The sequence below is a fragment of the Pseudonocardia abyssalis genome, from assembly GCF_019263705.2.
Taxonomy (GTDB): domain Bacteria; phylum Actinomycetota; class Actinomycetes; order Mycobacteriales; family Pseudonocardiaceae; genus Pseudonocardia; species Pseudonocardia abyssalis.
In genome coordinates, this window is the sequence record NZ_JADQDK010000001.1 from 1,973,674 (window position 1) to 1,999,664 (window position 25,991).

24 protein-coding genes are annotated in these 25,991 nt (G+C 74.9%); 7 read left to right on the forward strand and 17 right to left on the reverse strand.

Annotated features, from left to right (window positions below; translation table 11 throughout):
• The first annotated feature begins 232 nt into the window (after positions 1-232).
• On the forward strand, positions 233-1,240 hold the full coding sequence (locus tag I4I81_RS09445) for a hypothetical protein (protein WP_218615974.1): 1,008 nt from the start codon (positions 233-235) through the stop codon (positions 1,238-1,240).
• A 46-nt stretch (positions 1,241-1,286) separates the two neighbouring features.
• Here the strand turns inward: I4I81_RS09445 and pdxT are convergent, their stop codons facing one another.
• Positions 1,287-1,904 carry a pyridoxal 5'-phosphate synthase glutaminase subunit PdxT gene (pdxT, locus tag I4I81_RS09450; protein WP_218615975.1) on the reverse strand — a complete coding sequence of 206 codons (618 nt, stop codon included), beginning with the start codon at positions 1,902-1,904 and terminating at the stop codon, positions 1,287-1,289.
• Between the two features lie 261 nt (positions 1,905-2,165).
• Here pdxT and I4I81_RS09455 point away from each other — a divergent pair, with 261 nt between their 5' ends.
• Positions 2,166-2,342: a hypothetical protein gene (locus tag I4I81_RS09455; RefSeq protein ID WP_218605912.1), complete on the forward strand. Its 177-nt coding sequence runs from the start codon at positions 2,166-2,168 to the stop codon at positions 2,340-2,342.
• 3 nt (positions 2,343-2,345) lie between these two features.
• Here I4I81_RS09455 and I4I81_RS09460 read toward each other — a convergent pair whose 3' ends face one another.
• Complete coding sequence (locus I4I81_RS09460; RefSeq protein WP_218605913.1) at positions 2,346-3,740, reverse strand: NAD-dependent malic enzyme; 1,395 nt, start codon at positions 3,738-3,740, stop codon at positions 2,346-2,348.
• Positions 3,741-3,857: 117 nt separating this feature from the next.
• Between I4I81_RS09460 and I4I81_RS09465 the strand changes: the two genes are divergently transcribed.
• Both I4I81_RS09465 and I4I81_RS09470 read left to right on the forward strand, forming a co-directional pair.
• Positions 3,858-5,963, forward strand: coding sequence for an elongation factor G-like protein EF-G2 (locus tag I4I81_RS09465; protein WP_218615976.1), 2,106 nt, complete (start codon positions 3,858-3,860; stop codon positions 5,961-5,963).
• Positions 5,964-5,973: 10 nt separating this feature from the next.
• The gene (locus I4I81_RS09470) at positions 5,974-7,167 is read left to right on the forward strand and encodes an MFS transporter (RefSeq protein ID WP_218605987.1); all 1,194 of its coding nucleotides are present in this window, start codon (positions 5,974-5,976) and stop codon (positions 7,165-7,167) included.
• Here the strand turns inward: I4I81_RS09470 and I4I81_RS09475 are convergent.
• Both I4I81_RS09475 and I4I81_RS31395 read right to left on the reverse strand, forming a co-directional pair.
• Positions 7,127-8,542: an SDR family oxidoreductase gene (locus tag I4I81_RS09475; RefSeq protein WP_218615977.1), complete on the reverse strand. Its 1,416-nt coding sequence runs from the start codon at positions 8,540-8,542 to the stop codon at positions 7,127-7,129. The two genes, I4I81_RS09470 and I4I81_RS09475, sit on opposite strands and share 41 nt — an antisense overlap.
• Positions 8,543-8,569: 27 nt before the next feature.
• Positions 8,570-9,688 carry an AzlC family ABC transporter permease gene (locus I4I81_RS31395; protein ID WP_308187756.1) on the reverse strand — a complete coding sequence of 373 codons (1,119 nt, stop codon included), beginning with the start codon at positions 9,686-9,688 and terminating at the stop codon, positions 8,570-8,572.
• A 53-nt stretch (positions 9,689-9,741) separates the two neighbouring features.
• Here I4I81_RS31395 and I4I81_RS09490 point away from each other — a divergent pair, with 53 nt between their 5' ends.
• Entirely contained in the window at positions 9,742-10,296 is a 555-nt protein-coding gene (locus tag I4I81_RS09490; protein WP_218615978.1) for a helix-turn-helix domain-containing protein, read from the forward strand.
• An 86-nt stretch (positions 10,297-10,382) separates the two neighbouring features.
• On the opposite strand, the gene I4I81_RS09495 is transcribed toward I4I81_RS09490, so the two are convergent.
• The 11 genes from I4I81_RS09495 to I4I81_RS09545 form a co-directional block, all read right to left on the reverse strand.
• The gene (locus tag I4I81_RS09495) at positions 10,383-12,113 is read right to left on the reverse strand and encodes a glycoside hydrolase family 16 protein (RefSeq protein ID WP_218615979.1); all 1,731 of its coding nucleotides are present in this window, start codon (positions 12,111-12,113) and stop codon (positions 10,383-10,385) included.
• Between the two features lie 131 nt (positions 12,114-12,244).
• A complete protein-coding gene (pdxS, locus tag I4I81_RS09500; protein WP_185722654.1) occupies positions 12,245-13,162 on the reverse strand; it encodes a pyridoxal 5'-phosphate synthase lyase subunit PdxS in 918 nt (305 codons plus the stop codon).
• A gap of 682 nt (positions 13,163-13,844) precedes the next feature.
• Complete coding sequence (locus I4I81_RS09505) at positions 13,845-14,966, reverse strand: glycosyltransferase family 4 protein (protein ID WP_218605520.1); 1,122 nt, start codon at positions 14,964-14,966, stop codon at positions 13,845-13,847.
• The gene (locus I4I81_RS09510; RefSeq protein WP_218605521.1) at positions 14,963-15,835 is read right to left on the reverse strand and encodes a phosphatidylinositol mannoside acyltransferase; all 873 of its coding nucleotides are present in this window, start codon (positions 15,833-15,835) and stop codon (positions 14,963-14,965) included. The genes I4I81_RS09505 and I4I81_RS09510 overlap by 4 nt, the downstream gene beginning before the upstream one ends.
• The gene (gene pgsA, locus I4I81_RS09515; RefSeq protein ID WP_218605522.1) at positions 15,832-16,452 is read right to left on the reverse strand and encodes a phosphatidylinositol phosphate synthase; all 621 of its coding nucleotides are present in this window, start codon (positions 16,450-16,452) and stop codon (positions 15,832-15,834) included. Before pgsA ends, I4I81_RS09510 begins: the two co-directional genes overlap by 4 nt.
• 27 nt (positions 16,453-16,479) lie before the next feature.
• Entirely contained in the window at positions 16,480-17,022 is a 543-nt protein-coding gene (locus I4I81_RS09520) for an HIT family protein (RefSeq protein ID WP_218605523.1), read from the reverse strand.
• A gap of 122 nt (positions 17,023-17,144) precedes the next feature.
• Complete coding sequence (gene thrS, locus I4I81_RS09525) at positions 17,145-19,205, reverse strand: threonine--tRNA ligase (protein ID WP_218615980.1); 2,061 nt, start codon at positions 19,203-19,205, stop codon at positions 17,145-17,147.
• Between the two features lie 101 nt (positions 19,206-19,306).
• Positions 19,307-20,404: a hypothetical protein gene (locus I4I81_RS09530; protein WP_218615981.1), complete on the reverse strand. Its 1,098-nt coding sequence runs from the start codon at positions 20,402-20,404 to the stop codon at positions 19,307-19,309.
• A gap of 85 nt (positions 20,405-20,489) precedes the next feature.
• On the reverse strand, positions 20,490-21,326 hold the full coding sequence (locus tag I4I81_RS09535; RefSeq protein ID WP_218606331.1) for a hypothetical protein: 837 nt from the start codon (positions 21,324-21,326) through the stop codon (positions 20,490-20,492).
• 55 nt (positions 21,327-21,381) lie between these two features.
• Complete coding sequence (locus tag I4I81_RS09540; protein ID WP_218606332.1) at positions 21,382-21,822, reverse strand: hypothetical protein; 441 nt, start codon at positions 21,820-21,822, stop codon at positions 21,382-21,384.
• A gap of 138 nt (positions 21,823-21,960) precedes the next feature.
• Entirely contained in the window at positions 21,961-22,617 is a 657-nt protein-coding gene (locus I4I81_RS09545; protein ID WP_218615982.1) for a hypothetical protein, read from the reverse strand.
• Positions 22,618-22,888: 271 nt separating this feature from the next.
• Between I4I81_RS09545 and I4I81_RS09550 the strand changes: the two genes are divergently transcribed.
• Both I4I81_RS09550 and I4I81_RS09555 read left to right on the forward strand, forming a co-directional pair.
• A complete protein-coding gene (locus tag I4I81_RS09550; RefSeq protein ID WP_218606061.1) occupies positions 22,889-23,881 on the forward strand; it encodes an LLM class flavin-dependent oxidoreductase in 993 nt (330 codons plus the stop codon).
• A complete protein-coding gene (locus I4I81_RS09555) occupies positions 23,878-24,249 on the forward strand; it encodes a nuclear transport factor 2 family protein (protein WP_225924527.1) in 372 nt (123 codons plus the stop codon). The genes I4I81_RS09550 and I4I81_RS09555 overlap by 4 nt, the downstream gene beginning before the upstream one ends.
• Positions 24,250-24,255: 6 nt before the next feature.
• Here I4I81_RS09555 and I4I81_RS09560 read toward each other — a convergent pair whose 3' ends face one another.
• Both I4I81_RS09560 and I4I81_RS09565 read right to left on the reverse strand, forming a co-directional pair.
• Complete coding sequence (locus tag I4I81_RS09560) at positions 24,256-24,447, reverse strand: hypothetical protein (protein ID WP_218606058.1); 192 nt, start codon at positions 24,445-24,447, stop codon at positions 24,256-24,258.
• Between the two features lie 122 nt (positions 24,448-24,569).
• Positions 24,570-25,790: an alpha/beta hydrolase gene (locus I4I81_RS09565; protein WP_218615983.1), complete on the reverse strand. Its 1,221-nt coding sequence runs from the start codon at positions 25,788-25,790 to the stop codon at positions 24,570-24,572.
• Between the last annotated feature and the right edge of the window lie 201 nt (positions 25,791-25,991).

Here is a 25,991-nt window from a genome sequence, read left to right on the forward strand (position 1 = left end):
TGAATCGACAACGGTTCCCGATGGGACACACTCCACGGTGCTCGCTGGTGGTCACCGGCCGCCCCGGCGCGGCCCCCGCGGCCCCCGCGGCCCGCCCGATCTTGCAGTGGGGTGGCTTCACTCCAACCTGGTTGGAGTGAAGCCACCCCACTGCAACTCCGGCGGGACCTGACCGGCACCATTTGGTGCGAAACGCCTCGCCGGCGGGTCCTGCGGACGCATCATCTGCGGCGTGAGACGAAAGAGTGGGCCCGATCGGGCCGCCATCTGGGCCGCGTCGCGCGGCGGGGTGATCACCGCCCGCACCCTCGTGGCGCTCGGGGTGCCGGAGTCGACGGTGTACCACCGCTGCCGTGACGGCGGGCCGTGGCAGCGCCTCGCACCCGGCGTCGTGCTGCTGTCGACCGGGCCGCCCACGTCGGACCAGCTCGTGGTCGCAGCGCTGCTCCACGGGGGCACCGACGCCGTGCTGACGGGGCTCGAGGCCTGCCGCCGCCACCGGATCCGCCGCGGCCCGTCGTCCGGTGGATCTTTGCAGCTCCTGGTGCCGCACACGCGTCAGGTCCGCAACACCTGGTTCCTGCGGATCGACCGGACACGCCGGCTGCCGCACCCGGTCTACCGGGGCAGGATCCCGCTGGCGCCGGTCGCACGGGCCGTCGCCGACGCGGTGCGCCTGCTGCGCTCGGAGCGCGAGATCGCGGAGCTGTTCTCCGACGCGGTGCAGAAGAACCTCTGCACCGTCGCGCAGCTGGTGACCGAGCTCGACGCCGGCGGCCAACACGGATCCGCCACCCCGCGGCGGGTACTGCGCGATGTGCGCGACGGGGTCCGCTCCGCCGCCGAGCTGGACGCGAAGAGGCTGTGGAGCCGGTCCGGGCTACCCGAACCGTGGTGGAACGCGCCCGTCCACGACGCCGCGGGCCGCTTCCTCGGGATCGCCGACGCGTGGTGGGACGACGTCGCGCTGGTCTGGGAGATCAACTCCTACCAGTGGCACCTCGCACCCGAGGACTACGCGCGGGAGCAGGAGAAGCGGGCGAGGTTCACCGCCGTCGGGGTGGCGGTGCTCCCGACGCTGCCCACCCGTCTGCGCACGCAGCCCAGGGAAGTGCTGGCCGAGCTCCGGGCCTCGTACACCGCAGCCGGCGCTCGCCCGAGACCCGCGGTGCTCGCCGAGCGCACCAACCCTTCCCCGCCGTCGCAGTGGGGTGGCTCTGCTCCAACCTGGTTGGAGTAGAGCCACCCCACTGCAATCGGGGGGCGGGGGGGGTGGGGGTGGGGGGTTAGGGCAGCATCTTGCGGAAGAGGGCGTGGATGCGGAGGTCGCCGGTCAGTTCGGGATGGAAGGCCGTGGCCAGCACGTGGCCCTGCCGCACCGCGACCGGGCGCCCGGCCGCGGCACCGGTGTCGGCGCCGGTCACCGTGTGGTCGGGCACCGTCGCCAGCACCTCGACGTCGTCGCCCGCCTTCTCCACCCACGGGGCGCGGATGAACACCGCGCGCACCGGGTCGCCCGGGACACCGGTGACGTCGAGATCGGTCTCGAAGGAGTCGACCTGGCGGCCGAACGCGTTGCGCCGCACCACGACGTCGAGGCCGCCGAGCTGTTCCTGGTCGGGGCGGCCGTCGAGGACCTCGCGCGCGAGCAGGATCATCCCGGCGCACGATCCGTAGGTCGGCATCCCGTCGGCGATGCGGGCGCGCAGGGGGTCGAGCAGCTCGAACGTGACGAGCAGGCGGCTCATCGTGGTGGACTCGCCGCCGGGCAGCACGATCGCGTCGACGGCGGCGAGCTCAACCGGGCGGCGGACCGTCACCGCCCGCGCGCCGCACGCCTCCAGAGCGCGCACGTGCTCACGGACATCGCCCTGCAGGGCCAGCACACCGATCACGGGGACCACGCAAACAGGGTAGGCGCCGTCTCCCGGGGAGCACTCCCGCGGGCGTGGGCAACCCTCCTGTCGGTCATCAGCCGACCCGCCCGGGAGCCCCCGTGACCGTCGTGGTCGCCGTCCTCGCCCGGGCGACCTGGGTGGACCGGGTGCCGGTCCGGTTCGCGCCGTCGGCGGCCGTGCTCGTCGTCGTCTGGGTCGGGGTGGGCGTGCTGACACGGCGGTGGGACACGGCGACGGTGTGGCCGCGGCGCGCTGCGGGCCGCCATCGTGCTGTCCGCCGGGCTCGGGCTCGCCCGGTTCGCGTTCATGGACCTCGGACGCCCGCGGTACTCGCACTCCTCGAGCGCGGACGTGGCGTTCGTCGTCGCGGTGGCCGTGGTGTGCGCGGCGACCGCGGTACTCGGCCTGCCGGTGCCTGCCCGGACCGTGCGCACACCTCGGTGAGCCTCAGGCGGGGGCCACGTCCTTCTTCGCCGTCGCGCTCCGCACGGCCTCCGCGACCGCCGGTGCCACCGCCGCGTCGAACACGCTGGGCACGATGAAGCTCGCGTTGGGTTCGGTCACCACGTCGGCGATCGCGGCGGACGCGGCGAGCAGCATGGCGTCGGTGATGTCGCGGGCCTGTGCGTCGAGCAGGCCGCGGAACACCCCGGGGAACGCGAGCACGTTGTTGATCTGGTTCGGGTAGTCCGACCGCCCGGTCGCGACGACGGCGGCGTGCTGCAGCGCGACGGCCGGGTCGACCTCGGGGTCCGGGTTGGCGAGCGCGAACACGATCGCGTCGTCGGCCATCGTGGCGAGCTCGTCGGCGCCGAACAGGTTGGGCGCGGAGACGCCGATGAACACGTCGGCCCCGACGAGGGCGTCGGCGAGGGTGCCGGAGACCCCGGTGCGGTTCGTCATCCCCGCGATCGAGGTGAGGTTGTCGTCGAGGCCGGGCCGGTCGGAGTGCACGATCCCGTCGATGTCGACGGCGAGCACGTCGCCGGGCGACCCGGAGCGCAGCAGCCGGATGATCGCCGAGCCCGCCGCGCCCACCCCGCAGACCACGACCTTGCACTCGTCGAGCTTCTTGTCCACGACCCGCAGCGCGTTGCGCAGCGCCCCGAGCACGACGACCGCGGTGCCGTGCTGGTCGTCGTGGAACACGGGGATGTCGAGCATCTCGCGCAGCCGGGCCTCGATCTCGAAGCAGCGGGGCGCGGCGATGTCCTCGAGGTTGATGCCGCCGTAGGCGGGGGCGAGGATCTGGACGGTCCGGATGATCTCCTCGGTGTCCTGGGTGTCCAGGGCGACCGGCCAGGCGTCGACGCCGGCGAAGCGCTTGAACAGCGCCGCCTTGCCCTCCATCACCGGCATCGCCGCGGCCGCGCCGAGGTTGCCCAGCCCGAGCACCGCGGACCCGTCGGTGACCACGGCGACGGTGTTGCGCTTGATCGTCAGCCGCCGGGCGTCGGCCGGGTTGGCCGCGATCGCCTGGCAGACCCGGGCGACGCCGGGGGTGTAGGCGCGGGAGAGGTCGTCGCGGTTGCGGAGGCTGACCTTCGACGTCACCTCGATCTTGCCGCCGAGGTGCAGCAGGAACGTCCGGTCCGACACCTTGCGCACCGAGACGCCGGGCAGCGCCTCCAGGGCCGCGGTGATCTCCTGCGCGTGCGCCTCGTTGAGGGCGTTGCAGGAGATGTCGACGACGAGGGTGGCGGTGGCCGCCTCGACCACGTCGAACGCGGTGACGACACCCCCGACCCGGCCGACGGCCATCGTGAGATCGCCTGCCGCACTCGCGGAGGAGGGGACCTCGACACGGGCGGTGATCGCGTAACCAGGACCGGGGACAGCCACGGCGCAGACCCTACCGGCGGGCACCAGGGGCTCCGGGTTCTGACCGTTCTGGTCTTGTGGCGACCGGGAGCAGGGGTGTGTGATGGCGCTCACGTCGACGGGGACGAGGTGGTCACCATGGCCGGCAGAGCGGCGGGCGTGCGGACGCGGACGGTCGGGGCGGCCGTCTCCCCCGCGCAGATCCGGAACGTGGTGCTCGTCGGACCGTCCGGGTCCGGGAAGACGACGCTGGTGGAGGCGCTGCTCGCGCACACCGGCACGATCCCGCGGGCCGGGTCGGTCACCGACGGCACCACGGTCGGCGACCACGATCCCGCCGCGGTGCGCCAGCAGCGGTCCGTCGCGCTGTCGGTCGCCCCCGTGCTCCACGACGGCGTCAAGATCAACCTGATCGACACCCCCGGCTACGGCGACTTCGTCGGCGAGCTGCGGGCGGGCCTGCGCGCCGCCGACGCCGCGCTGTTCGTCGTCGCGGCCGACGAGGGCCGCGAGGGTCGGATCGACCCCGCGACGGTGGCGCAGTGGGAGGAGTGCGCGGCGGTGGGCATGCCGCGGGCCGTCGTCGTCGCCCGCTGCGACGGCCCGCGGGCCGACCTGGAGGCCACGATCGCCGCGTGCCAGGAGTCGTTCGGGGCCGGGGTCGCCCCGCTCTACCTGCCGATCCGCATCGGCGAGCGCCTCACCGGCATCTACGGCCTGCTCTCCCGCACCCCCGCGGGCCAGGCCCCGCACGGCGCGCGCGAGGCCAGGGCGTCGCTGATCGAGGGGATCATCGAGCAGTCCGAGGACGAGACGCTGATGGAGCGCTACCTCGACGGCGAGGACCTCGAGCTGGGCACGCTCGTCGCCGACCTGGAGACCGCCGTCGCCCGCGGGTCGTTCCACCCGGTGATCCCGGTCTGCGCCGCGGGCGGGATCGGGCTCGACGCCCTGCTGGAGGTGCTCGCGGGCGGGTTCCCCTCGCCGCTGGAGCACCCGCTGCCCCCGGTCTGCGGCATCGACGGCAGCCCCCGCGACGCCCTGTCCGCCGACCCGGACGGCCCGCTCGCCGCCGAGGTCGTCCGGACCTCGGTCGACGCCTACGTCGGACGCGTCTCGCTGGTCCGCGTGTTCTCCGGGACCTTGCGGCCCGACACCGCCGTGCACGTCAGCGGGCACGCCGCCTGGGGGCGGACCGCGGTCCCCCGCCAGCGCGGTGCCGACCACGCCCACGACGACGACGAGCGGCTCGCCCACGTCCACGTGCCGCTGGGGGCGACGCTGCAGGAGGTCGACGCCGTCGTGGCCGGGGACATCGCCGCGCTCACCCGCCTCGGGTCGGCCGAGACCGGCGACACCGTGTCGGCGGCCGACCGGCCGCTGCTGCTGTCCTGCTGGGACCTGCCCGAGCCGCTGCTGCCGATCGCCGTCGTCGCGCGCACCCGCGGCGACGAGGACGCGCTGGTCAAGGCCCTGGGCAAGATCGTCGCCGCGGATCCGACGCTGGTGCTCGAGCGCAACACCGAGACCCACCAGAGCGTGCTGTGGTGCATGGGCGAGGCCCACGCCGACGTCGTGCTGTCCCGGCTGCGGGCGGGCGGGGCGGGGATCGACACCGAGCCCGTGCGGGTCGCGATGCGGGTCACCCTGGCCGGTCCGGGCCAGGTCACCGGACGGCACGTCAAGCAGAGCGGCGGGCACGGGCAGTACGCCGTGTGCCACGTCGAGTTCGAGCCGCTGCCGCGCGGGTCGGGGGTCGAGTTCCGGTCCGCGGTCGTCGGGGGTGCCGTGCCGACGCAGTTCGTCCCGAGCGTCGAGAAGGGCATCCGCGCCCAGCTCGACCGCGGTCTCGACGACGACCGCCATCCCGTCGTCGACGTCCGGGCGGTACTGGTCGACGGCAAGGCGCACTCCGTCGACTCCTCCGACGCCGCGTTCCAGACCGCCGGGGCGCTGGCGGTGCGCGAGGCCGCGGCCACCTGCGGCACGGTGCTGCTCGAACCGTTCGACGAGGTGCACGTGCGGATCCCCGACCAGCACCTCGGCACCGTGCTCGGTGACCTGTCCGGGCGGCGCGGGCGAGTGCTGGGCACCGAGGTCGACACGCCCGGCCGCACGCTCGTCCGGGCCGAGGTGCCGTGCGTCGAGCTGCTGCGCTACGCCGTCGACCTGCGGGCGATGACGTCGGGCACCGCCGTGTTCACCCGCCGGTTCGCCCGCTACGACGAGGCTCCCGCGGGGTAGCGTGCGCCGGGTGCACCGACGCGCCGTGGCCGCCCTGTGGACCGCGGTGTTCGTGGTCGCCTTCGGCACCAACGTGCCCACCCCGCTGCTGCTGGTCTACCGCGACCTCCTCGGCCTGTCCTCGGACGCCCTGACCGGCGCGTTCGGCGTCTACGCGGCGGGGCTCGTGCCCGCGCTGCTGCTCGCCGGGCCCGCGTCGGACCGCTTCGGGCGCCGCCGGGTGGTCGTGCCGTTCGTGGTGCTGTCGGTCGTCACGTCGCTGCTGTTCCTCGGGGCGTCCGGGTCGGTGCTGCTGCTGTTCGTCTGCCGGTTCCTGCAGGGCGCGGTGTCCGGCGTGGTGTTCAGCGTCGGCACGGCGTGGCTCGGCGAGCTCGTCGGGGACCCGGCCCGCGCCGCCCGGCTGACGACGGCGGCGCTGGGCGGCGGCTGGGCGATCGGGCCGCTGGTGTCGGGCCTGCTGGCGCAGTGGCTGCCGCTGCCGACGGTGCTCCCCTACCTCGTGCACGTCGCCCTGATGCTGGTCGGGCTCGCGCTGCTGCCGCGGGTCCCGGAGACCCTCGCCCCCGCCGACCGCCGTCGCGGCCCGTGGATCAACCTCGGCGTGCCGCCCGGGACCCGGACCGCGTTCGTGCTGGTCGTGCTGCCCGTCGCGATCGGGGTGTTCACGTTCCCGTCCACGGCGGTCACGGTGCTGCCGCTGCTGCTGACGCCCTCGATGCCGCAGATCGCGGTGGCGATCACCGGGTTCGTGGCCGGGGTGACGCTGCTGACCGGGGTGTTCGCCCAGCCGCTGGGCCGCCGGATCGGCTACGTCGCCGCCGGACCGACGGGGCTCGCGGTCGGGGCCGCGGGGTTCGGGCTGAGCCTCCTGGGTGTCTCCACCGGTGCCTGGCCGCTGCTCGTGCCGGTCGCGCTGCTGCTCGGCGTCGGCTACGGCCTGTGCCTGGCCGCCGGGCTGACGATGGTCGGCGAGCTCGCCTCCCCCACCGCCCGCGGAGCCCTGACCGGCACCTTCTACGCGTGCGCCTACCTCGGCTTCGGCGTGCCGCTGCTGCTCTCGCTCGCCGGGGGCGACGCCGGGTTCGCCCGCCCGCTCGGCGTGCTCGCCGTCGTCATCGCGGTGTGCGCGGCCCTGCTGGCCCTGCCCGCGGCGCGGCGGCTGGTCAGGCCGGCTGCGCCCGCCGCGTCGCCGCCCGTCGCCTAGCCCGGGTCCGGGCCACCCCCGCGATCGTGCGGGCCATCACCGCGAACACGAAGTCGTGCGCGGGGAGCTGGGCGTACCAGTAGGCGCGCCCGGTGAGGCCGTCCGGTCGGAACGTCACGCGCTGGACGTAGCGGCTGCGGCCCGCGTCGACGGGCTCGGCGCGCAGCTCCAGGTGCACGGTGCCGGGCAGCCTGGTCTCCGCGCGCAGCGTCAGCGAGCGGCCCTCGTCGACCTCCTCCACGCGCCACCAGTCCAGAGCCGCGCCCTCGACGGGCCGGGTCCCCTTCGTGCGGCGCGCGCCGATGCCGCCGAGCAGCCGGTCGATCCCGCCGCGCAGCGCCCACACCCCGGGCACCGTGTACCAGCCGTTGTCGCCGCCGATGCCGCTGATCACCTCCCACAGCACCGCCGCGGGGGCGTCGACGGCCTCGACGTGCTCGCCGTGCAGCACCGGTTCGGGCAGGTCGGTGGCCGCGCGCCCGGCCGCGCCCTCCTCGGCCAGCGCGCGCCGGACCGTCTCCGCGTACGGGGTCGGGCCGCCGGGCGGGGGGCCGTTCGGCGGGTCGTCGCGGACCACCAGGTCGTGCGCCATGGACTCCAACAGCGGCCCGGCGAGGTGCCGGTCGACCGGGGTGAGTGCCTCCACCGCGCGGGCGAGCATCTTCGGCGCCGACACCGGCAGCGGCACGGTCAGCGGGCGCAGCCTCCCCGCGACGGTGGCGAAGCCGGTCATCAGCTCGCGGAAGGACAGGACCTCGGCGCCGCCGATGTCGAAGGTGCGGTTGACCTCGGGTGCGAGGTCGAGGCAGGCCGTGAGGTGGTGCAGGACGTCGTCGATGCCGATGGGCTGCACGGCGTTCCAGGCGCGGTCGGGCAGCGGCAGGACCGGGGAGATCGTGGCGAGGTGGCGGATCATCTCGAAGCTCGCCGACCCCGCCCCGACGACGATCCCGGCCTGCAGCACCGCGGCGGGCACCGGGCCGGCGAGCAGGGCGTCACCGGTCTCGCGGCGCGACGCGAGGTGCTCGGAGTTCTTCTCCCCCACCGGCTGCAGCCCGCCCAGGTAGACCACGCGGCCCACCCCCGCGTCGCCCGCGGCGGCGGCGAGGCGCTCGGCGGCGGCGCGGTCGCGGCCCGCGTACCCGGGGCCGTCCATGGAGTGCACGAGGTAGAACACGGCGTCGACGCCGGTGCAGGCCTCGTCCGCCGCGGAGTCGACGTCGCCGACGACGCGCTCGACGTCGTGGGCCCACGGCAGGCGGTCGAGCTTCGCCGGGTCGCGGACGAGGACGCGGACGTCGTGGCCCGCGGACAGCAGATGGGGCACGAGGCGGGCGCCGACGTAGCCGGTCGCCCCGATCACCAGACAGTGCACGCGTCCGAGCCTCCCCTACCCGCCCCGTTACGGCACCCCGAGGAGGCGCAGTCCCGCTGTCGTGGCGGCGGCCAGCACCACCACCAGGACGAACGGCACCCGGCGCCACGCGGCGAGCGCCCCCACGGCGACGCCCCCGGTCCGCGCCCACCCCGCGAACCCGCCGTCCTGCGTCAACGCCGCGGTGGCGAGGAGGGCGACGAGCAGGGCGGTGGCTCCGAGGTCGAGCAGGCGCTCGACGCGGGGGGTGAGCGTCATGCGGTCGCGCAGGGCGAGCCCGGACAGGCGCATGAGGTAGGTGCCTGCGGCGAGGGCGAGGACGGCGGCCCAGTTCACGACGCCCCCCCGATCCGGACGGTCCGCGGGCCGGTCTGCGCCCGGCGTGCCGGCTGCCGGCGGCCCGGCGCTCGACGGCCCGGCACTCGACGGCCCGGCACTCGACGGCCCGGCGGTGGACGGCCCGGCGCCACGCGTCCCGGCGGCCGGTGTTCCGGCGGCCGGCGCCCGCCCGGCCACGACCAGGCCGAGCAGGCCGACGAGCACCGGGAGGCCTGGGGAGAGGAACGGCGTGGCGACGAGCGCGAGTGCCGCGGCCGTCAGCCCCACCCGGCGCGCATCGGCCGCACGCAGGCCGGGGAACAGCAGCGCGAGCAGGGCGGCCGGGAAGGCGGCGTCGATGCCGAACCCGTCGGTGTCGGGCACCGCGGAGCCGCCGACCAGACCGACCACCGTGCCGACGTTCCAGAAGACGAACAGCGCGATCCCGCTGGTCCAGTACGCGCGGCCCCGCTCTTCCCGACCCCGCGCGAACGCGACCGACTCGTCGATGAGGATGTGCGCGCCGAGCAGGCGCCGGGGCCACGACCGGCCGACGACGGGCGCCATGGCGAGCCCGAAGGGCAGGTGCCGGGCGTTGATCAGCAGCCCGGCGACGACCGCGGCCACCGGACTCCCGCCCGCCGCGACGACGCTGACCACCAGGAACTGCGATCCCCCTGCGAACACGAGCAACGACATCCCGATCGTGAGCGCGGGCGGGATCCCGGCCGCGGCGGCGAGTGCCCCGAACGACGCCCCGACCACCCCGACCGCCGAGGCGAGCGCGAGGACGTCGCGCAGGCCGTTCGTTCGATTCAGCGAACGCATGTCCCTTACACTGAACACCCGCATAGCGTTCGTCAAGCCGAACGAGGAGTCCGATGGAACGAACAGCACCGCTGGCGGCGATCGCCGCCGCCCTGCGCCGCGAGCGCGAGCGGATGGGGATCTCCCTCACCGAGCTGGCCCGGCGGGCGGGCATCGCGAAGTCGACGCTGTCGCAGCTGGAGTCGGGCGCCGGCAACCCGAGCGTGGAGACGCTGTGGGCGATCGCGGTCGTGCTCGACGTCCCGTTCAGCCGGCTCGTCGACCCCGTCGAGTCGCCGGTGCGGGTCATCCGCGCGGGCGAGGGGCTCGCGCTGTCGTCGGAGCACTCCCCGTTCACCGGCACGCTGATCGCCGCCTGCCCGCCCGGCGCACGGCGCGACCTGCACGTCATCACCGCCGAACCCGGTGCCGCCCGCGAGGCCCACGCACACATCCCCGGCACGACCGAGCACCTGCTGGTCACGGCCGGGCGGTGGCGGGCCGGTCCGGTGGGCGGGGAGGTCGAGCTCGGCGTCGGCGACTACGCCCGCTTCCCCGGCGACCGCCCGCACACCTACCAGGCGTTGGCGGCGGGATGCGCCGGGGTGCTGGTGATGGAGTACGTCTGAGCGGCCCCTGACGGGTGCCCGGAACGTGGTGGCTGTCGATCATGGACCGGGAGCCACCACGTTCCGTTCACCTGCGCTGGTGGTGTTCAGCCGATGCGGACGGGGTTCGGGATCAGGCCCGGGCGGGCGGGGGCGTCCGGTGCGCCCTCGGCCAGGCGGACCGCCGGCCCACCCTCCGTCGCGGGAGCGCCGGCGGTCTCCTGATCGGCGGCCCCCTGGTCGGTCGACGCCGGGTCGGTCGACGCCGGGTCGGTCGACGCCGGGTCGGTCGACGCCGGGTCGGTCGACGCCGGGTCGGTCGACGCGGGCAGGTCTGCGGCGGGGGCCGGGTCCGCCGCTGCCGTCGGAGCGGTGGCCGGGGCGTCGGCGGCCGGCAGCGCGTACTGGCGCACCCAGTCGACCTGCATCGACGACTCCTGCACGTCCGCGGCCCCGGTCGGGAACCAGTCCAGCTGCATGCACAGGTGCATCGGGCCGGAGGGGACGAGTGCGGGATCCTCGACGCGCCACCACTCGACGCCGTCGACGAACGTGGTGACCGCGGTCGGCGTCCACTCGACCGCCCAGGTGTGCCAGGCGGTGCCGTCGACCGCGACCTCCCCCATCGTCGGGGCCGCCTCGGCTCCCGGGTGGACGAAGGCACTCGCGGTGCGGCGGGCGGGGTCGAGCATCTCCATGAAGTCGATCTCGCGGCCGGCCGCGGCGGGGTCGTCGGGCCAGAGCAGCAGGACCGGGTTGTACGACGGGTCACCCGCCGGGGTCCGCACCCGCGCCTCCCAGCGCCCGTACTCCTGACCCGCCGACCACGCCATGCCGCCGGTCGCGCCCGCGGCGTCCCCGGTGATCGTCAGGACGCCGTCGTCGACGGTCAGCGCGTCCGCGGTGCGGGTGCCCTGCCCGTCGAACCCGGTGCCGGAGTAGACGCGCCACGCCCCGGCCAGCGGACCGTCGAACTCGTCGGCCACCGCGGGCGCACCCCAGCCGAGCGCCTCGGCCGCGGTCGGCGCGGCGCAGGCCGCCTCCACGTCCGTCGGGGTGACGGAGGCGTCGCCGCCGTCGGCGGGCTCGTCCGGGGCGGCGCCCCCGGCGGGTTCCTCCGCGGCGTCACCGTCGGTGGGATCCTCCGACGAGGGGGCGTCGGCCGGCTCCTCGTCCGCGGGCTCACCAGTAGCGGGCTCACCAGCAGCGTCGTCACCAGCAGCGTCGTCACCAGCAGCGTCGTCACCAGCAGCGTCGTCACCAGCAGCGTCGTCACCAGCAGCGTCGTCACCGGACTGATCGTCGGGCCCGGTGGCGCCGTCCGCCTGATCATCGGACGTGTCCTGGTCGTCGTCCGGGACGTCATCCCCGGAGGAGTCGTCGGAGTCGTCGGCGGAGTCGTCGGACGGCCCCTCGCCGGACCCGTCGTCCCCCGACGCGTCGTCCCCCGACGCGTCGTCCCCCGACGCGTCGTCCCCGGAACCGTCGTCCGCCGCATCGTCGTCGGACGCCGAGTCGTCGTCGGACGCCGAGTCGTCGTCGGACGCCGAGTCGTCGTCGGACGCCGAGTCGTCGGACGCACCGTCGGCGGGCTCGCCATCCGCCGGGTCGTCATCCGAGTCGTCCGACGGCTCCTCTCCCCCGTCCCCGTCGGCCGGGTCGCCGGCGGAACCGTCGTCGTCCTGCCCGGCGAGGGGGACGAGCCCGGGCGCCGCGCTCTCCTCACCTCCGCCGGGGCACTCCTGCGCCGCCGGAGCGGGTTGGGCGGCGTAGGCCGCCACGGAACCGGTCAGCAGCGCGAGGGCCACCAGACCCCCGACCGTCACCTGTCGCCTCATGCGTCTCACCATCCCCATCCGTCACGTCCGACCCGGGGGACGTTAGGGGCTGTGCGTGAGGAGAACCGGCTGCGTCACCCCATCGGGCCGGGTGAAGCACCCGGTCCGGGGCACGCAGTGTGAGGAGCGGGTTACCAGCCGCGGCCGGCGTAGCGCTGGTCGGCGGGCAGCTGGTCGATGTTGATGCCGACCATCGCCTCACCCAGGCCGCGCGAGACCTTGGCGATCACGTCGGGGTCGTCGAAGAACGTGGTGGCCTTGACGATCGCCTCGGCGCGCTGGGCCGGGTCGCCGGACTTGAAGATGCCGGAGCCGACGAACACGCCCTCGGCGCCGAGCTGCATCATCATCGCGGCGTCGGCGGGGGTGGCGATGCCGCCCGCGGTGAACAGCACGACGGGGAGCTTGCCCGCGGCCGCGACCTCGCGGACCAGGTCGATCGGCGCGCGCAGCTCCTTGGCCGCGACCCACAGCTCGGCCTCGTCGAGCCCGGCGAGCTTGCGGATCTCGCCGCGGATGGAACGCATGTGCCGGGTGGCCTCGACGACGTTGCCGGTGCCGGCCTCACCCTTCGAGCGGATCATCGCCGCACCCTCGGAGATGCGCCGCAGCGCCTCGCCCAGGTTGGTGGCACCGCACACGAACGGCACCGTGTAGGCCCACTTGTCGATGTGGTGCGCCTCGTCGGCCGGGGTGAGGACCTCGGACTCGTCGATGTAGTCGACGCCGAGGCTCTGCAGCACCTGCGCCTCGACGAAGTGCCCGATGCGGGCCTTGGCCATGACCGGGATCGAGACGGCGTCGACGATGCCCTGGATCATGTCGGGGTCGCTCATGCGCGCGACCCCGCCCTGCGCACGGATGTCGGCGGGGACCCGCTCCAGCGCCATGACGGCGACGGCGCCCGCGTCCTCCGCGATCTTCGCCTGCGAGGCGTCGACCACGTCCATGATCACGCCGCCCTTCAGCATCTCGGCCATCCCGCGCTTGACACGCGCGGTGCCCAGCTGGGGGGAGGCGGTGGCTGCGGACTGCTCGGGCGACGACACGGTGGTACCTCTCAGATCGCAAGAAGCGTGGTGCTCGGAAGGGCGGTCGATCGATCGTACGTCAGGGTTCCGGGCGGCGCGTGCGGCCGCGGCGGGGATCACGGCGATCTCGAAGTACGCCGGCAGCGGGGCCGTGCCGGCGAGGCGCAACCAGCGGACGAGACGGCGTGAGCGCAGGTCGAGGGTATCGCGGACGGCGTCGTGGTAGACGCTTCGGCCGAGCACGACGAAGCGCTCGGCCTCGGTGAGGTCCGACACCACCGACGACGGGAGGACGCTCCGGTCGACGGCGGCGAGGTGGCGGCCCAGGTCGTTCTCGACGGACTCACGCGGCCCGTCCAGCCCCCCGGTGGCCAGCGCCGCCGCCGCAGCCGTACCCAGCCCGGAGGCCGAGCCGCTCTCGCGTGCCGTCCCGGGTTCCGCGCGGCGCGTGGACGGGTCGGGGGCCCCGGTCCCCCGCCCCAGCCCTCGGGCGATCTCCGCCCGCCGCCGCAGCGCCGCGTCCAGTCCGGAGCGGGCGGCGTCGACCCGGATGTGCAGGCGGTGCAGCCGGCGCACGCGACCCGCCACCACCCCGGCCGCCGCCGCGACGAGCACGGCGAGGACCAGCAGGGCCGTCAGCGTCGCCACCAGACCCCGACCCTCGCACCGCGGGATCCCGACCCGCGGACGGCGGGAGCCGTCATCCCGCCCGCCGCCGGGGGGCTCCGGCGAGGGCGGCCCGGTAGACGCGCACGACGTCGGCGGCCACGACCGGCCAGTCGTAGACCGCCACCCGCTCGCGCCCCGCCGCGGTCATCGCCGCCCGGCGGGGGGCGTCGTCGAGCAGCGCCGCCAGTGAACGGGCGAGTGTCGCGGCGTCGCCGGCCGGGAACAGCTCGCCCGCGGGGCCGAGGACCGCCCGGAACGCGTCGAGGTCGGCCGCGAGGACCGGCGCACCGGCGGCCATCGCCTCGGTGAGCACCATCCCGAAGCTCTCCCCGTGCCGGTGCGGCGCGCACAGCACGCGCACCGAGCGCAGGGCCGCGGCCTTCGTTGAGTCGTCGACGGGGCCGAGGACGTCGAGCCGATCGACCCACGGGCCCGCGGCGCGGCGCAGCGCGTCGGCGTCACCGCGCCCGACGACCAGCAGCCGCAGGTCCGGCCGGTCGGGCGCGAGCACGCGCAGCGCGTCGAGCAGCAGGGCCATGCCCTTGCGCGGCTCGTCGAACCGCCCGACGAACCCGACGGTCTCCCCCGCCACCGGCAGCACCGGGCCGTGCGCGAACCGGGCGACGTCGACGCCGTTCGGGATCTCCACCGCGTCGCCGCCGAGGTGGCGCACCTGCACCGCGCGCGCCGTCGGCGACACCGCGATCCGCGCCGTCACCTTCTCCATCAACGGACGCAGCACCCCGCCGAGCGCGCTCAGCGCCCGCGAGCGGTCGGTCGCGGTGTGGAACGTGGCGACGATCGGGCCACCGTGGGGGGACGGCTCGGCGGCCAGGAGCGTCAGCACCGACAGGCTGACGGTCGTGGGCTCGTGCAGGTGCAGGACGTCGAACTCGTGCGCGTCGAGCCAGCGCCGCACCCGCGTGAACGACACCGGCCCGAACCGCACCCGCGCCACGGATCCGTTGTAGGGCACCGAGAGCGCCCGCCCGGCACGGGTCACGAACGCGGGCAGCGGGGTGTCCGGCCCGGCGGGGGCCAGGACGTCGACGGAGTGCCCGGCGGCGACGAGGGCGTGCGCGAGGTCGAGGACGTGGGACTGGACGCCGCCCGCGACGTCGAGCGAGTACGGGCAGACCATCCCGACCCTCACGGCCGGTCGACCGTCCAGATCGGCTGCAGCATGTGCCAGTCCTGCGGCACCCGCGCCAGCAGCGCCCCGAGCGCGTCGGCGACGCCCTGGGTGGCCTTCGCGGCGGCCGCGCGGTCGGGCACCGGGACCGGTGCGGCGATGTCGAGTGCCCACCCGTCGGGGGTGAACGACGGCACCGCCGGCAGCAGCAGCGCACCGGTGGACGCGGCGAGGCGCGCGGCGCCGCCGGGGATGCGCGCGGGCTCGCCGCAGAGGTCGACGTCGACGCCGGAGCGGCTCAGGTCCAGGTCGGAGACCAGGCAGACGACCCCGCCGCCGCGCAGTCGCGCGGTCAGCGCCCGGTAGGCCCGCGACCCGTCCTCGGCCGCGACCACCTCGAACCCCAGCGACTCCCGGTACGCGACGAACCGCCGGTAGAGCGCCTCCGGTTCCAGCTTCGCCGCGACCGTGGTGAACGACGGGTCCCGGCCGAGTGCGCGCAGCGTCTCCACGAGCCAGACCCCGGCGACGTCCCAGTTGCCGCTGTGGGTGAGTGCGAAGACCACCCCGCGGCCCTGGTCCTGGGCCTCGAGGAACGGCTGCGCGCCGCGGACGTGCCGATCCATGCGCCGGTGGACGTCGGCGAGGTCCATCGACGGCAGCCGGAACACCTCGCACCAGTAGCGGGCGTAGCTGCGCAGACCGTCGCGGACCAGGGCGTCGAGATCGGCTCCGGGAGCGAGGCGGGCCAGGTTGGCCCGCAGCTGGGGGGAACTCGCCCGGTCGGCACCGAACCGGAACAGCGCCTGCGCGACGGGCTCCGGCAGCATCCGCACCCCGCGCCAGCCCGCGGCGTACCCGGCGTCGACGAGGGTGGCCCGCGCGATCACGCCTGCCCGGCCGGTGTGCCCTGCGCGCTGCGGTGGACCGCGACGAGCCGCTGCCCGAACGTCCACACCGACGCCGCGGCGAGCAGCCACAGCGCCACGGCCAGTGCGTACGGGACGCCCAGGCCCTCCAGGCCTGTGCCGACGAGCGCGAGGATCAGCCGCTCGGCGCGCTCGACGAGGCCGCCGTCGGCGGAAAGACCGGCCCCCTCCGCGCGCGCCTTGACGTAGGACACGAGCGAGCCCGCGACCAGGCAGACCAGCGCCGCGAGACCGACCAGCCGCTGTTCCCCCACCCCCAGCGCCCACCAGGCGAGCGCGGCGAACAGGGCGCCGTCGGCGAGGCGGTCGCAGGTGGAGTCGAGCACCGCGCCGAACGGGGTGCTGTGGCCGCGGGCGCGGGCCATCGCACCGTCGATCATGTCGAACATCACGAAGAACCAGATGACGAGGGTGCCCACGAAGAGCTCGCCGCGCGGCAGGAACCAGACCGCCGCCGCGACCGTGCCGATCGTCCCGATGACGGTGACGGCGTTCGGCGTGACCCCGCGCGCGACCAGCCAGCGCCCGAAGGGCTCGACGACGCGGTTGACGTGCACACGGGCGAAGACGTTGAGCATCGCGCTCCTGCGGATGGGGTCTCCAGCCTATCCGTGCTGCTCCCAGGCCGACGCCAACAGGTCGCGGGTCTCACTCAACAGCTGCGGGATGACCTTGGTCTGCCCGACGACGGCGATGAAGTTGGCGTCGCCTCCCCAGCGCGGGACGACGTGCTGGTGCAGGTGGTCGGCCAGCGAACCGCCCGCGACGGTGCCCAGGTTCAGCCCGACGTTGAACGCGTGCGGCGCCGCCACCCGCTTCAACGTCCGGACCGCCTCCTGGGTGAACGCCATCAGCTCTCCCGCCTCGTCGTCGGTGAGGTCCTCCAGCTCCGCGACGTGCCGGTAGGGCAGCAGCATGAGGTGTCCGGGGTTGTAGGGGTGCAGGTTGAGCACCGCGTAGACGGCGTCGCCGCGCGCGACCACGAGCCCCTCGGCGTCGGGCAGGGACGGGATCCGGCAGAACGGACAGCCCGTGGTGCCGGCGTCCTTGATGTAGGCCATGCGGTGGGGGGTCCACAGCCTGCGGAAACCGTCGGGCGTGCCGACGCCGTCGCGGGGCTCCAGCTGCGGATCCGCGGCGTCGCTCATGAGCGCCGATCCTAGGCCCGCGGGTCCGCGGGCGTGCCCGTCCCCCGGCGAGGGCCGCACGTGATCGCCGTCAGTCGCGCGTCACGGTCCTCCGGACAGCCCTCACGCGCGGATGATCACGATCATGCGGGGGTGAGGGCGTCGGCGGTGGGGTTCGCGTTGTTCCGGCTCGCCACCCACGCCGCGATCCGGTCGACCGCATCGGACACCGGCACGCCGTTGACCTGGGTCCCGTCGCGGAACCGGAAGCTGACGGCCCCGGCCTCGACGTCGCGCGCCCCCGCCAGCAGCATGAAGGGCACCTTGGCGAGCGTGTGGGTGCGGATCTTCTTCTGCATCCGGTCGTCGCCGGCGTCGACCTCGACCCGGATCCCCCGCGCCCGCAGCGCCGCGGCGATCTCGCGGACGGCGGGCACCTGCTCGTCGGTGACCGGGATCGCGACGACCTGCACCGGCGCCAGCCATGCCGGGAACGCGCCCGCGTAGTGCTCCAGCAGCACGCCGAAGAACCGCTCGATCGACCCGAACAGCGCGCGGTGGACCATGTAGGGCTGCCGGCGCGAGCCGTCGGCGGCGGTGTACTCCAGGTCGAAGCGGTCGGGCAGCTGGAAGTCGACCTGGATCGTGGACAGCTGCCAGGTGCGCCCGATCGCGTCCTTCGCCTGCACCGAGATCTTCGGCGCGTAGAACGCGGCGCCGCCGGGGTCGAGGACGAGTTCCAGCCCGGAGTCCTCCGCCGCCACCCGCAGGGCCTCGGTGGCCTCCTCCCACTGCTCGTCGGTGCCCACCGACTTCTCCGGGTTGCGGGTGGACAGCTCCAGGTAGAAGTCGTCGAGGCCGTAGTCGCGCAGCAGGTCCAGCACGAACCGCAACAGTGACTTGATCTCGTCCTGCAGCTGGTCGGGTGTGCAGTAGATGTGCGCGTCGTCCTGGGTGAAACCGCGGGCACGGGTCAGGCCGTGCACCACACCGGACTTCTCGTAGCGGTACACGGTGCCGAACTCGAACAGCCGCAGCGGCAGCTCCCGGTAGCTCCGCCCGCGGGACCGGAAGATCAGGTTGTGCATCGGGCAGTTCATCGGCTTGAGGTAGTAGTCCTGGCCGGGCTTGCGCACGGTGCCGTCGGCGTTGTGCTCGGCGTCGAGGTGCATCGCCGGGTACATGCCCTCGGCGTACCAGTCCAGGTGCCCGGAGGTCTCGAACAGCTGACCCTTGGTGATGTGCGGGCTGGTGACGAACTCGTAGCCCGACTCCTCGTGCCGCTGCCGCGAGTACGCCTCCATCTCGCGGCGGATGATCCCGCCCTTCGGGTGGAAGACCGGCAGGCCCGAGCCGATCTCGTCGGGGAAGGAGAACAGGTCCAGCTCGGAGCCCAGCCGGCGGTGGTCGCGCTTCTCGGCCTCCAGCAGGCGGTCCAGGTGCAGGTCCATCGCCTCGGTGGACTCCCACGCGGTGCCGTAGATGCGCTGCAGCATCGGGTTCTTCTCGCTGCCCCGCCAGTACGCCGCGGCGCTGCGCATCAGCTTGAACGCCGGGATGAACTTCGTGGTCGGCACGTGCGGGCCGCGGCACAGGTCCGACCACACCACCTCGCCGGTGTGGGCGTGCACGTTGTCGTAGGCGGTGAGCTCCGCCCCGCCGACCTCCATGACCTCGCTGGTGTCGACGCCCTTGAGCTCGATCAGCTCCAGCTTGTACGGCTCGTCGGCGAGCTCCTTGCGGGCGTCGTCGAGGGAGTCGTAGCGGCGACGCGCGAACTTCTGCCCGGCCTTGATGATCTTCTTCATCGCGGACTCGAGCTTGGTCAGGTCCTCCGGGGTGAACGGCACCTCGACGTCGAAGTCGTAGTAGAAGCCGTCGACGACGGGCGGGCCGATCCCGAGCTTCGCCTCCGGGCGCAGCTGCTGCACGGCCTGGGCGAGCACGTGCGCGGCGGAGTGCCGGATCACGGCGCGGCCGTCCGGGGTGTCGGCACCGACGGACTCGACCTCGACGTCGACGTCGGGGATCCAGGCGAGGTCGCGGAGCTGCCCGGCGCCGTCTCCGTCGGGCAGGGTGCGGACGACGACGACCGCGCTCGGCCCGTTCGTCGGCAGGCCCGCCTCGCGGACGGCGGCGCCCGCGGTCGTCCCCGCCGGCACCCGGACGGGAGCGGGGGCGGGGCTGGGTGCGGGCGCGGACACGGAGGGCCTCCAGGGGGTTCGGGCAAGGGGGGTGGTGCGGACGTCCCCTCGATGCTAGAGGTCCGGCGCCACACCCTTTCGGCGCGGCTTCCGAACGTCGCTCAGCTCAGGCGGCGCAGGCCGTCGGCGAGGCGGCGCAGGGTGTCGAGGTCGCGGGCCCACGACCTCTCGGGCAGCCCGGTCGTGCCGCCCGACCGCGGGGCGGGCACCACCCGCACTCCCCGGGCGGAGCGGCGGCGGGGCAGGACGACCGCCGGAGCATCGGGGCGGCTCAGCTCGGCGAGGGCGACGGCCGCCCGGGCCCCGTCCCCGGTGCGGGCCCGGTCGGCGACCAGGCCGGCCAGCGCGGGCTGCTGCGGCGCGGGCCGTGCCGTGCGCGGGGCCGGGACGGGGGGCGCCGGATCGGCCGACCTCGGGAGCGGCACGGCGGTGGACGGCACCGCGGCGGCGGGCGACACGGCGGCGGGCGACACGGCGGCACCGAACAACGACGGGGCGGTGGACATGGTGGTCGTGGTGGACGACGGCGTGGCACCGGGCGGCCCAGGGACATCAGGCGACACAGGGACATCGGACGGAGCCGGGGCCGGGGCCGGGGCGGTCACCACGACCGGGACCGCGACGACGGGCGGGGCGGGGACCGGGGCGAACGCCGGGGCAGGCGGCCGGACGGCCGGCGGACCGACCCCGGACCCGCCGTGCGCACCGGGGTCGTGATCGGCGGCCACCCGGGCCGGGCCGAACGTCAGAGCCGACGCCGACCGGGGCGGCCCCGACGCCGGGTGCACCGCAGCGGGGACGGCCTCGACGGGAGCGACGGCCCGCCGCACCGCGTCGTGGAACGCCGGGTCGGCCAGGGCACGGCGGGCCCGGACGGTGTCGGCCCGGCCCACGTCCAGCCGCAGGTGCACGAAGACCCCGGCGACCGTGGCGGGCCGCAGCACGTGCACCGAGCGGTCGGTGGTGACCACGACGTCGTCGAGACCGCCCGTCCCCAACGCCATCGCCTCGCGGAGCAGGCCGACCACCGTGGCCGGGTCGTCGACACCCGGGACGGTGGCGTCACCGGGCTCGGGACCGGCTCCCGCCGTGGCGACGACGGTGCCAGTGCGGCCGTCGACGACGCGGACGGAGCGCGCGCCGGCACGCGTCGACAGCTCGACCAGTGCGGCGACGAGCCGGGGGGCGGGGACAGCCATCGCGGCATACTCCCGCACCGGGCGGGGCCCGCGGGGACCTGCCCATCCGGACACGCCCGATTACGCCGAACGGCCCAGCCCCAGGTCAGCCCTCGTCCGGTGGCTGCCGCCGCGGGCCGGGCGCCAGCGCGGCGATCGGGGCGCGCGGGCGGTCCGGCTGCAGATCGGCCGGGGACGGGGCTCCCTGCGACGGCGGCACCGCCCGGAGGATCGGCGGGCAGGGCGGCAGCACGTCGTCACCGAGTGCCAGCGCCGCACCGGCCGCGTCGTGCCGGACCGTCCGCCCGAGGGACAGCAGGGCCGCGTCGCCACCGTGGGCCCGCGCGGCGACCGGCCGCTCGCGGCCGACCGGCGCAGCGACGCTGGGTGCCGGGCCGGGAGCGGCCGCACCGCGGATCGGAGCCCCAGGACCGGGAACCCCAGCAACAGGAATCCCAGCAACAGGAATCCCAGCAACAGGAACCCCGGCAACAGGAACCGCGGCCGGATCCGGCGGGGTGGGCCGGCTCAGCGCACCGGGACGGCGCGCCATGGTGGGCCCCGCCGTGAGGGCCGCGGCCGACACCACCCGCAACCGCCGCCGCGCCCGCTCCAGCGCCCGGCGACGACCGACGACGACGACCGAGAGCGCGAGGTGGTCGCCGTGCGGGTCGGGGACGGTCCGCACCACGTGGTGCCGGTCGTCGCCGAGGCTCGCCACGACCTCGCACCCCTCGTCCCGGCCGTCCGCACCAGCACGGACGGTCCGGACCAGCTCGGCGTGGCCTGCCCCCAGCAGCTCCAGATCCGCGCGCCCGAGGTGCGAGGACCACGCGTCGAGCACCATCCCGCTGTCGACGTCGAGCAGCACGGCGGTGACGACCCGCCGGTCGCGCAGCAGCGGCCCGAGCACGGTCTGCAACCCGTCCGCGCGGACGTTCACGGTGTGGCGGTGCCGCGACATCGGGACCGGCCTCCCCACACCCCGCGCGGGCCGCTCAGCGCCCGGCTGCGGCGGGGAAGAACGCCTGGTCACCCGGGCTGGGGCGACCCGCCTTGACCCCGGGTGCGGCCATGTAGAACTGCTGCTCGATGACCCGCAGGTCGCGCCGGGCCATGGCCAGGTTGGCCTGGGCGCGGTTGAGCACGAGGTAGAAGAACAGCTTCTCCTCGCTGTTGCCGTGGATCGGGCGGATGAGGTGGTACTGGGTGTCGAGGGTGATCAGGATGTCCTCGATGCCCTCGCGCAGGCCCAGCTTCTCCATGACCTCGAGCTTGGTGCGGACGACCTCGCTGTTGCCGGGGGCCGCGACGTCGAGGTCGAACTCCGGGCTGCCACCGCGGGAGCCCAGCGTCATGCCGCTGTCGTAGTCGACGATGGCGGTCGCGAATGCGCCCTTGATGTTGGCGACCATGTCGAGCGAGTGTTCGATGTTCATTGCCGAGCCTCCAGAGGCACAGATTCCGGTCGACACGGGGAGTTTGCGACCGTGACCCGTTCGGGGTCCGCCGACCGTAACCCCCACAGTTCTCGCTCGTTCATGTGACCCCCTTTTCCGCGCATTCCCGCAAGGACGTCAGCGCAGCGCGCGCAGCCCGTCGAGCAGCCGCCGCAGGGTGCCGACGTCGTCGGCCCAGCGTGGCATCGGGGCGGCGGGCTCCGGGCGGGGCTCGGGGACGGCGGCGTGCCCGCGCGGCGGGGGCACGACGGCGAGTCCGGCCGGGGACGGCGGCCGGGCCCGGGAGGGCCACCGTGCCGCCCGGGCCGACGGGGTCCGGCCCGGCGGGGTCCAGGCCGCGGCCGGCGGGATCGCCGCAGGCACGCGACGCGGCAGGGGCGCGAGCTCGAGCGGAGCCACCGGATCGGACATCGATGCAGGTGGAAGCACGTTGTGTGGTCGGTCGAGCCGGACCATCGCCAATTCGCGACGGGCTGCGGCCAGGTTGGCCCGGGACCGGTCCAGGCGCAGCGCCACGAGCAACGGCCCGTGCCGTCCGCCGTCGACCGGGCGGACGAGCAGGTAGGACCGGCGCGAGGTGACCATCAGGTCGTCGAGGTCGTCGTCGGCGAGCAGGTCGGCCGCGGTCCGGGCCCAGCGCACGACGGCGGCCGGGTCGAGCGACTCCGCACCGGCCGCGGCGACGACGTCACCGCTCGCCCGGACGGCGGCACAGGAATACGTCGCACCGGGCAGCTGGAGCAGTTCCCGGAGGACGTCGTGGATCGTTGACAAGCGGCCGTCCTTCCTTGCTCAGAATTGTTTCACGAGACCTTCGGACCAACGGAACTCCACGCTTTCAGACGTATAGTTGCGGCCGAACACCGCAGGGCCGGCAGGTCCGTTGGACGGCAGTCCCCGGGTCGTCATGTAGGCCGGTCGAGCACATCCCAGTTCACGAACGGTGAGCGACCGGACACGGCATGCCGACGCGCGGCGGCGGGCCCGCTGGACCGAACGCGCGTCCGGGAAGAACCTCCGCACCGCGGCGGTTGCACCGGTCGTGGTGCCTCTCTCCGTGCTCGACCTCGTCCCCGTCGGCTCCGGCTCGACCCCCACCGAAGCGCTGCGGGCCAGCACCGCGCTGATCCGGCGCGTGGAGCAGCTCGGCTTCCGCCGCTACTGGGTGGCCGAGCACCACGGCATGCCCGGCATCGCCAGCTCGTCGCCCGCGGTGCTGATCGCGCACCTGGCCGGGGCGTCGTCGACGATCCGGGTCGGTTCCGGCGGGGTGATGCTGCCGAACCACCAGCCGCTGGTGGTCGCCGAGCAGTTCGGCACCCTCGACGCCCTGCACCCCGGCCGGATCGACCTCGGCATCGGGCGCGCCCCGGGCACCGACCCGCGCACCGCGCAGGCCCTGCGCCGCGGCACCGGGTCGCTGGGGGCCGACGACTTCCTCGAGCAGCTCACCGAGCTCGCCTCCTACTTCCGCGGCGAGGGACCGGTCACCGCCGTGCCCGCGCACGGGCAGCAGCCGGACATGTGGCTGCTGGGCTCGAGCGGGTACAGCGCGCAGGTCGCGGGCCTGCTCGGGCTGCCGTTCGCCTTCGCGCACCACTTCAGCGGCGAGAACACCGACGCCGCGCTGGCCCTGTACCGCGAGACGTTCCGGCCCGGCACGCTCCAGGAGCCCTACTCGATGATCGCCGCGTCGGTGCTCGCCGCCGAGACCGACGCCGAGGCGCAGCGCCTCGCCCTGCCGAGCGCCCTGCAGTTCCTCAAGCTCCGCCTGGGCACCCCCGGCCTCGTGCCGACGCCCGAGGAGGCCGCCGCCTACCCGTACTCGAGCCAGGAGCAGGCGTTCGTCGACGACCGGCTGGCCGGGCAGGTCATCGGCTCCCCCGACACGGTCCGCGACGGCGTGCGCGCCCTCGTCGAGCGCACCGGCGTCGACGAGCTGATGGTCGTCACCGGCGCCCACAGCGGTGCCGACCGGATCCGCTCCTACGAGCTGCTGGCGGACGCGTTCGCCCCGGCGGGCACCATGGCCGGATGACCGACCCGATCTCCGCGTTCCGCGACGCCGTCCACGCCGGTGACGTCGACGCGGCCGTGGCGCTGTTCGCCCCCGACGCCGTCTTCGTCTCCCCCGTCGTGCACCAGACCTACGTCGGGCGTGACGCGCTGCGGGCGATCCTGACCGCAGTCGTCTCCGTGTTCGAGGACTTCACCTACACCGACGCGTACGGCGACGACGACGGGCGCGTCCTGGTCTTCACCGCCCGCGTCGGTGACCGCGCGCTGCAGGGCGTGGACATCCTGAGGGCGGTGGACGGCGTGCTCACCGAGCTGACGGTGATGGTGCGTCCCTACTCGGCGGCCACCGCACTGCGCGAGCGGATGGCGGCGCTGCTCACCCCGTAGCAGCGCTCAGGAGACCGCGCTGTGCACCGGGCAGTCGCACATCGGCGATGCGGTGCGCTGGGTGGGCACGAGCATCCGGGAGACGTCGACGAAGGGGTCCTCGCGGTCGGCCCGGGCGATCACCGCACCGAGCACTCCCGCGACGCCCACCGCGGACACCATCCAGACGGCGGCTCCACCCACGACCCATGCCAGCACGTCGTACTCCCCGAGCCGTCCACCGCGGCCAGCCCTGGGCCGCGCGCACAGTTTGCGTGGTCGGACGCCCCAACACCATAGGCCGTTCGCGCACAATCGGAGTTGCGCGCAACTTCAGCGCGTCACCCCACCGTGGTGGCCGCCGGGACCGTCCGACGCGCGTGGACGGCGGAGAGGAACCGGTGGACCGCCCGGACGTGGTGCCCGGTGCGCGCGGTCGGGAATCCGTCGAAGCCGTGCTGGGCGTGCGGCAGCTCGGCGAAGTACACCTCGTTGCCCAGCTCCCGCATCCGCGCGACGAACCGCCGCGACTGCCCGACGGCGACGATCGTGTCGGCGCTGCCGTGCACGACCAGGAACGGCGGGGCGCCCGGACCCGCGCGGTGCAGCGGCGAGGCGGCCAGCCACGTCGCGCGGTCGGCGGCGTACGTCGTGCCGGTGACGCCGTGCTGCACCGTGTGGTGCAGGCCGTGCTCGTCGACGGAGAAGTCGTGCACGCCGTACACCGGCACCGCCGCGACGACGGAGGTGTCGTCCGCCTCGAAGCCGGGCTGGAACGCCGGGTCGCCCGCCGTGACCGCGGCCAGCGACGCCAGGTGCCCGCCCGCGGACCCCCCGGTGATCGCGACGAACGAGGGGTCGCCGCCGTGCTCGGCGATGTGCTCGTGCACCCACGCGAGCGCGCGCTTGACGTCGACGATCATCGCCGGCCACCGCTGCTGCGGGCCGAGCCGGTAGTTGACGGTGACGCACACCCACCCGCGGTCGACGAGGTGGGCGAGCAGCGGCGAGGCGGAGAGGGCCTTGTCCCCGCCCGTCCACCCGCCGCCGTGCACCTGCACGAGCACCGGCGCACCCGTGACCGGTTCGGCGGGACCCCACACGTCGAGGCGCTGGGCCGGGTCGTCACCGTAGGCGAGGTCGGCCGCCCGCAGGTGCCGGCTCCGAGCCGGGCGACCGGCGGGCAACCGTCCGGGCCGGGGCGGTTCCGGGACCCCGGGCAGCGACGCGAGTGCGGCGTCGAGGACCGTCGCCGAGCGCGCAGCGTCACCACGCAGGCCCTGCAGCGCGGCGACCGCCAGACCGTCGATCGCGGTGGCGGCGTACCCCGCCGGGCCTCCGACCAGCGCGGCGCCCACCCCGGCCGCCCCGGCGAGCAGCGCCATCGCCCCGGGGGCCTCCGACGCGGGCAGACACGGCGCCGCCTGCACGATCGACGCAGGCCAGCGCCGGATCACCGGGCGCCGGGCCCCGGCCGCCCCGAGTACGCCGAGTGCCCCCACCGCGAATCCCGCACCGAGCACGGCCCGCCGCCACACCACGTTCCAGCCACCGTTGCGCACCCCGCCGACGCTACGCCTGCCGGGGGCTGGACCGAACGGCCCAACCTGACTACGTACAGTCGCCGCGGTCGACCGCATCACCGGGACGGGGCGCGACACGCTTCCTCTCATCGGGTGATCTCGGAGCGCGCGCCACATCGCGCCCGTGCGGTGACCCGTTGGGGGGATGGAACCTCCGGCGCCCCGGAGCGGCGAGACGAG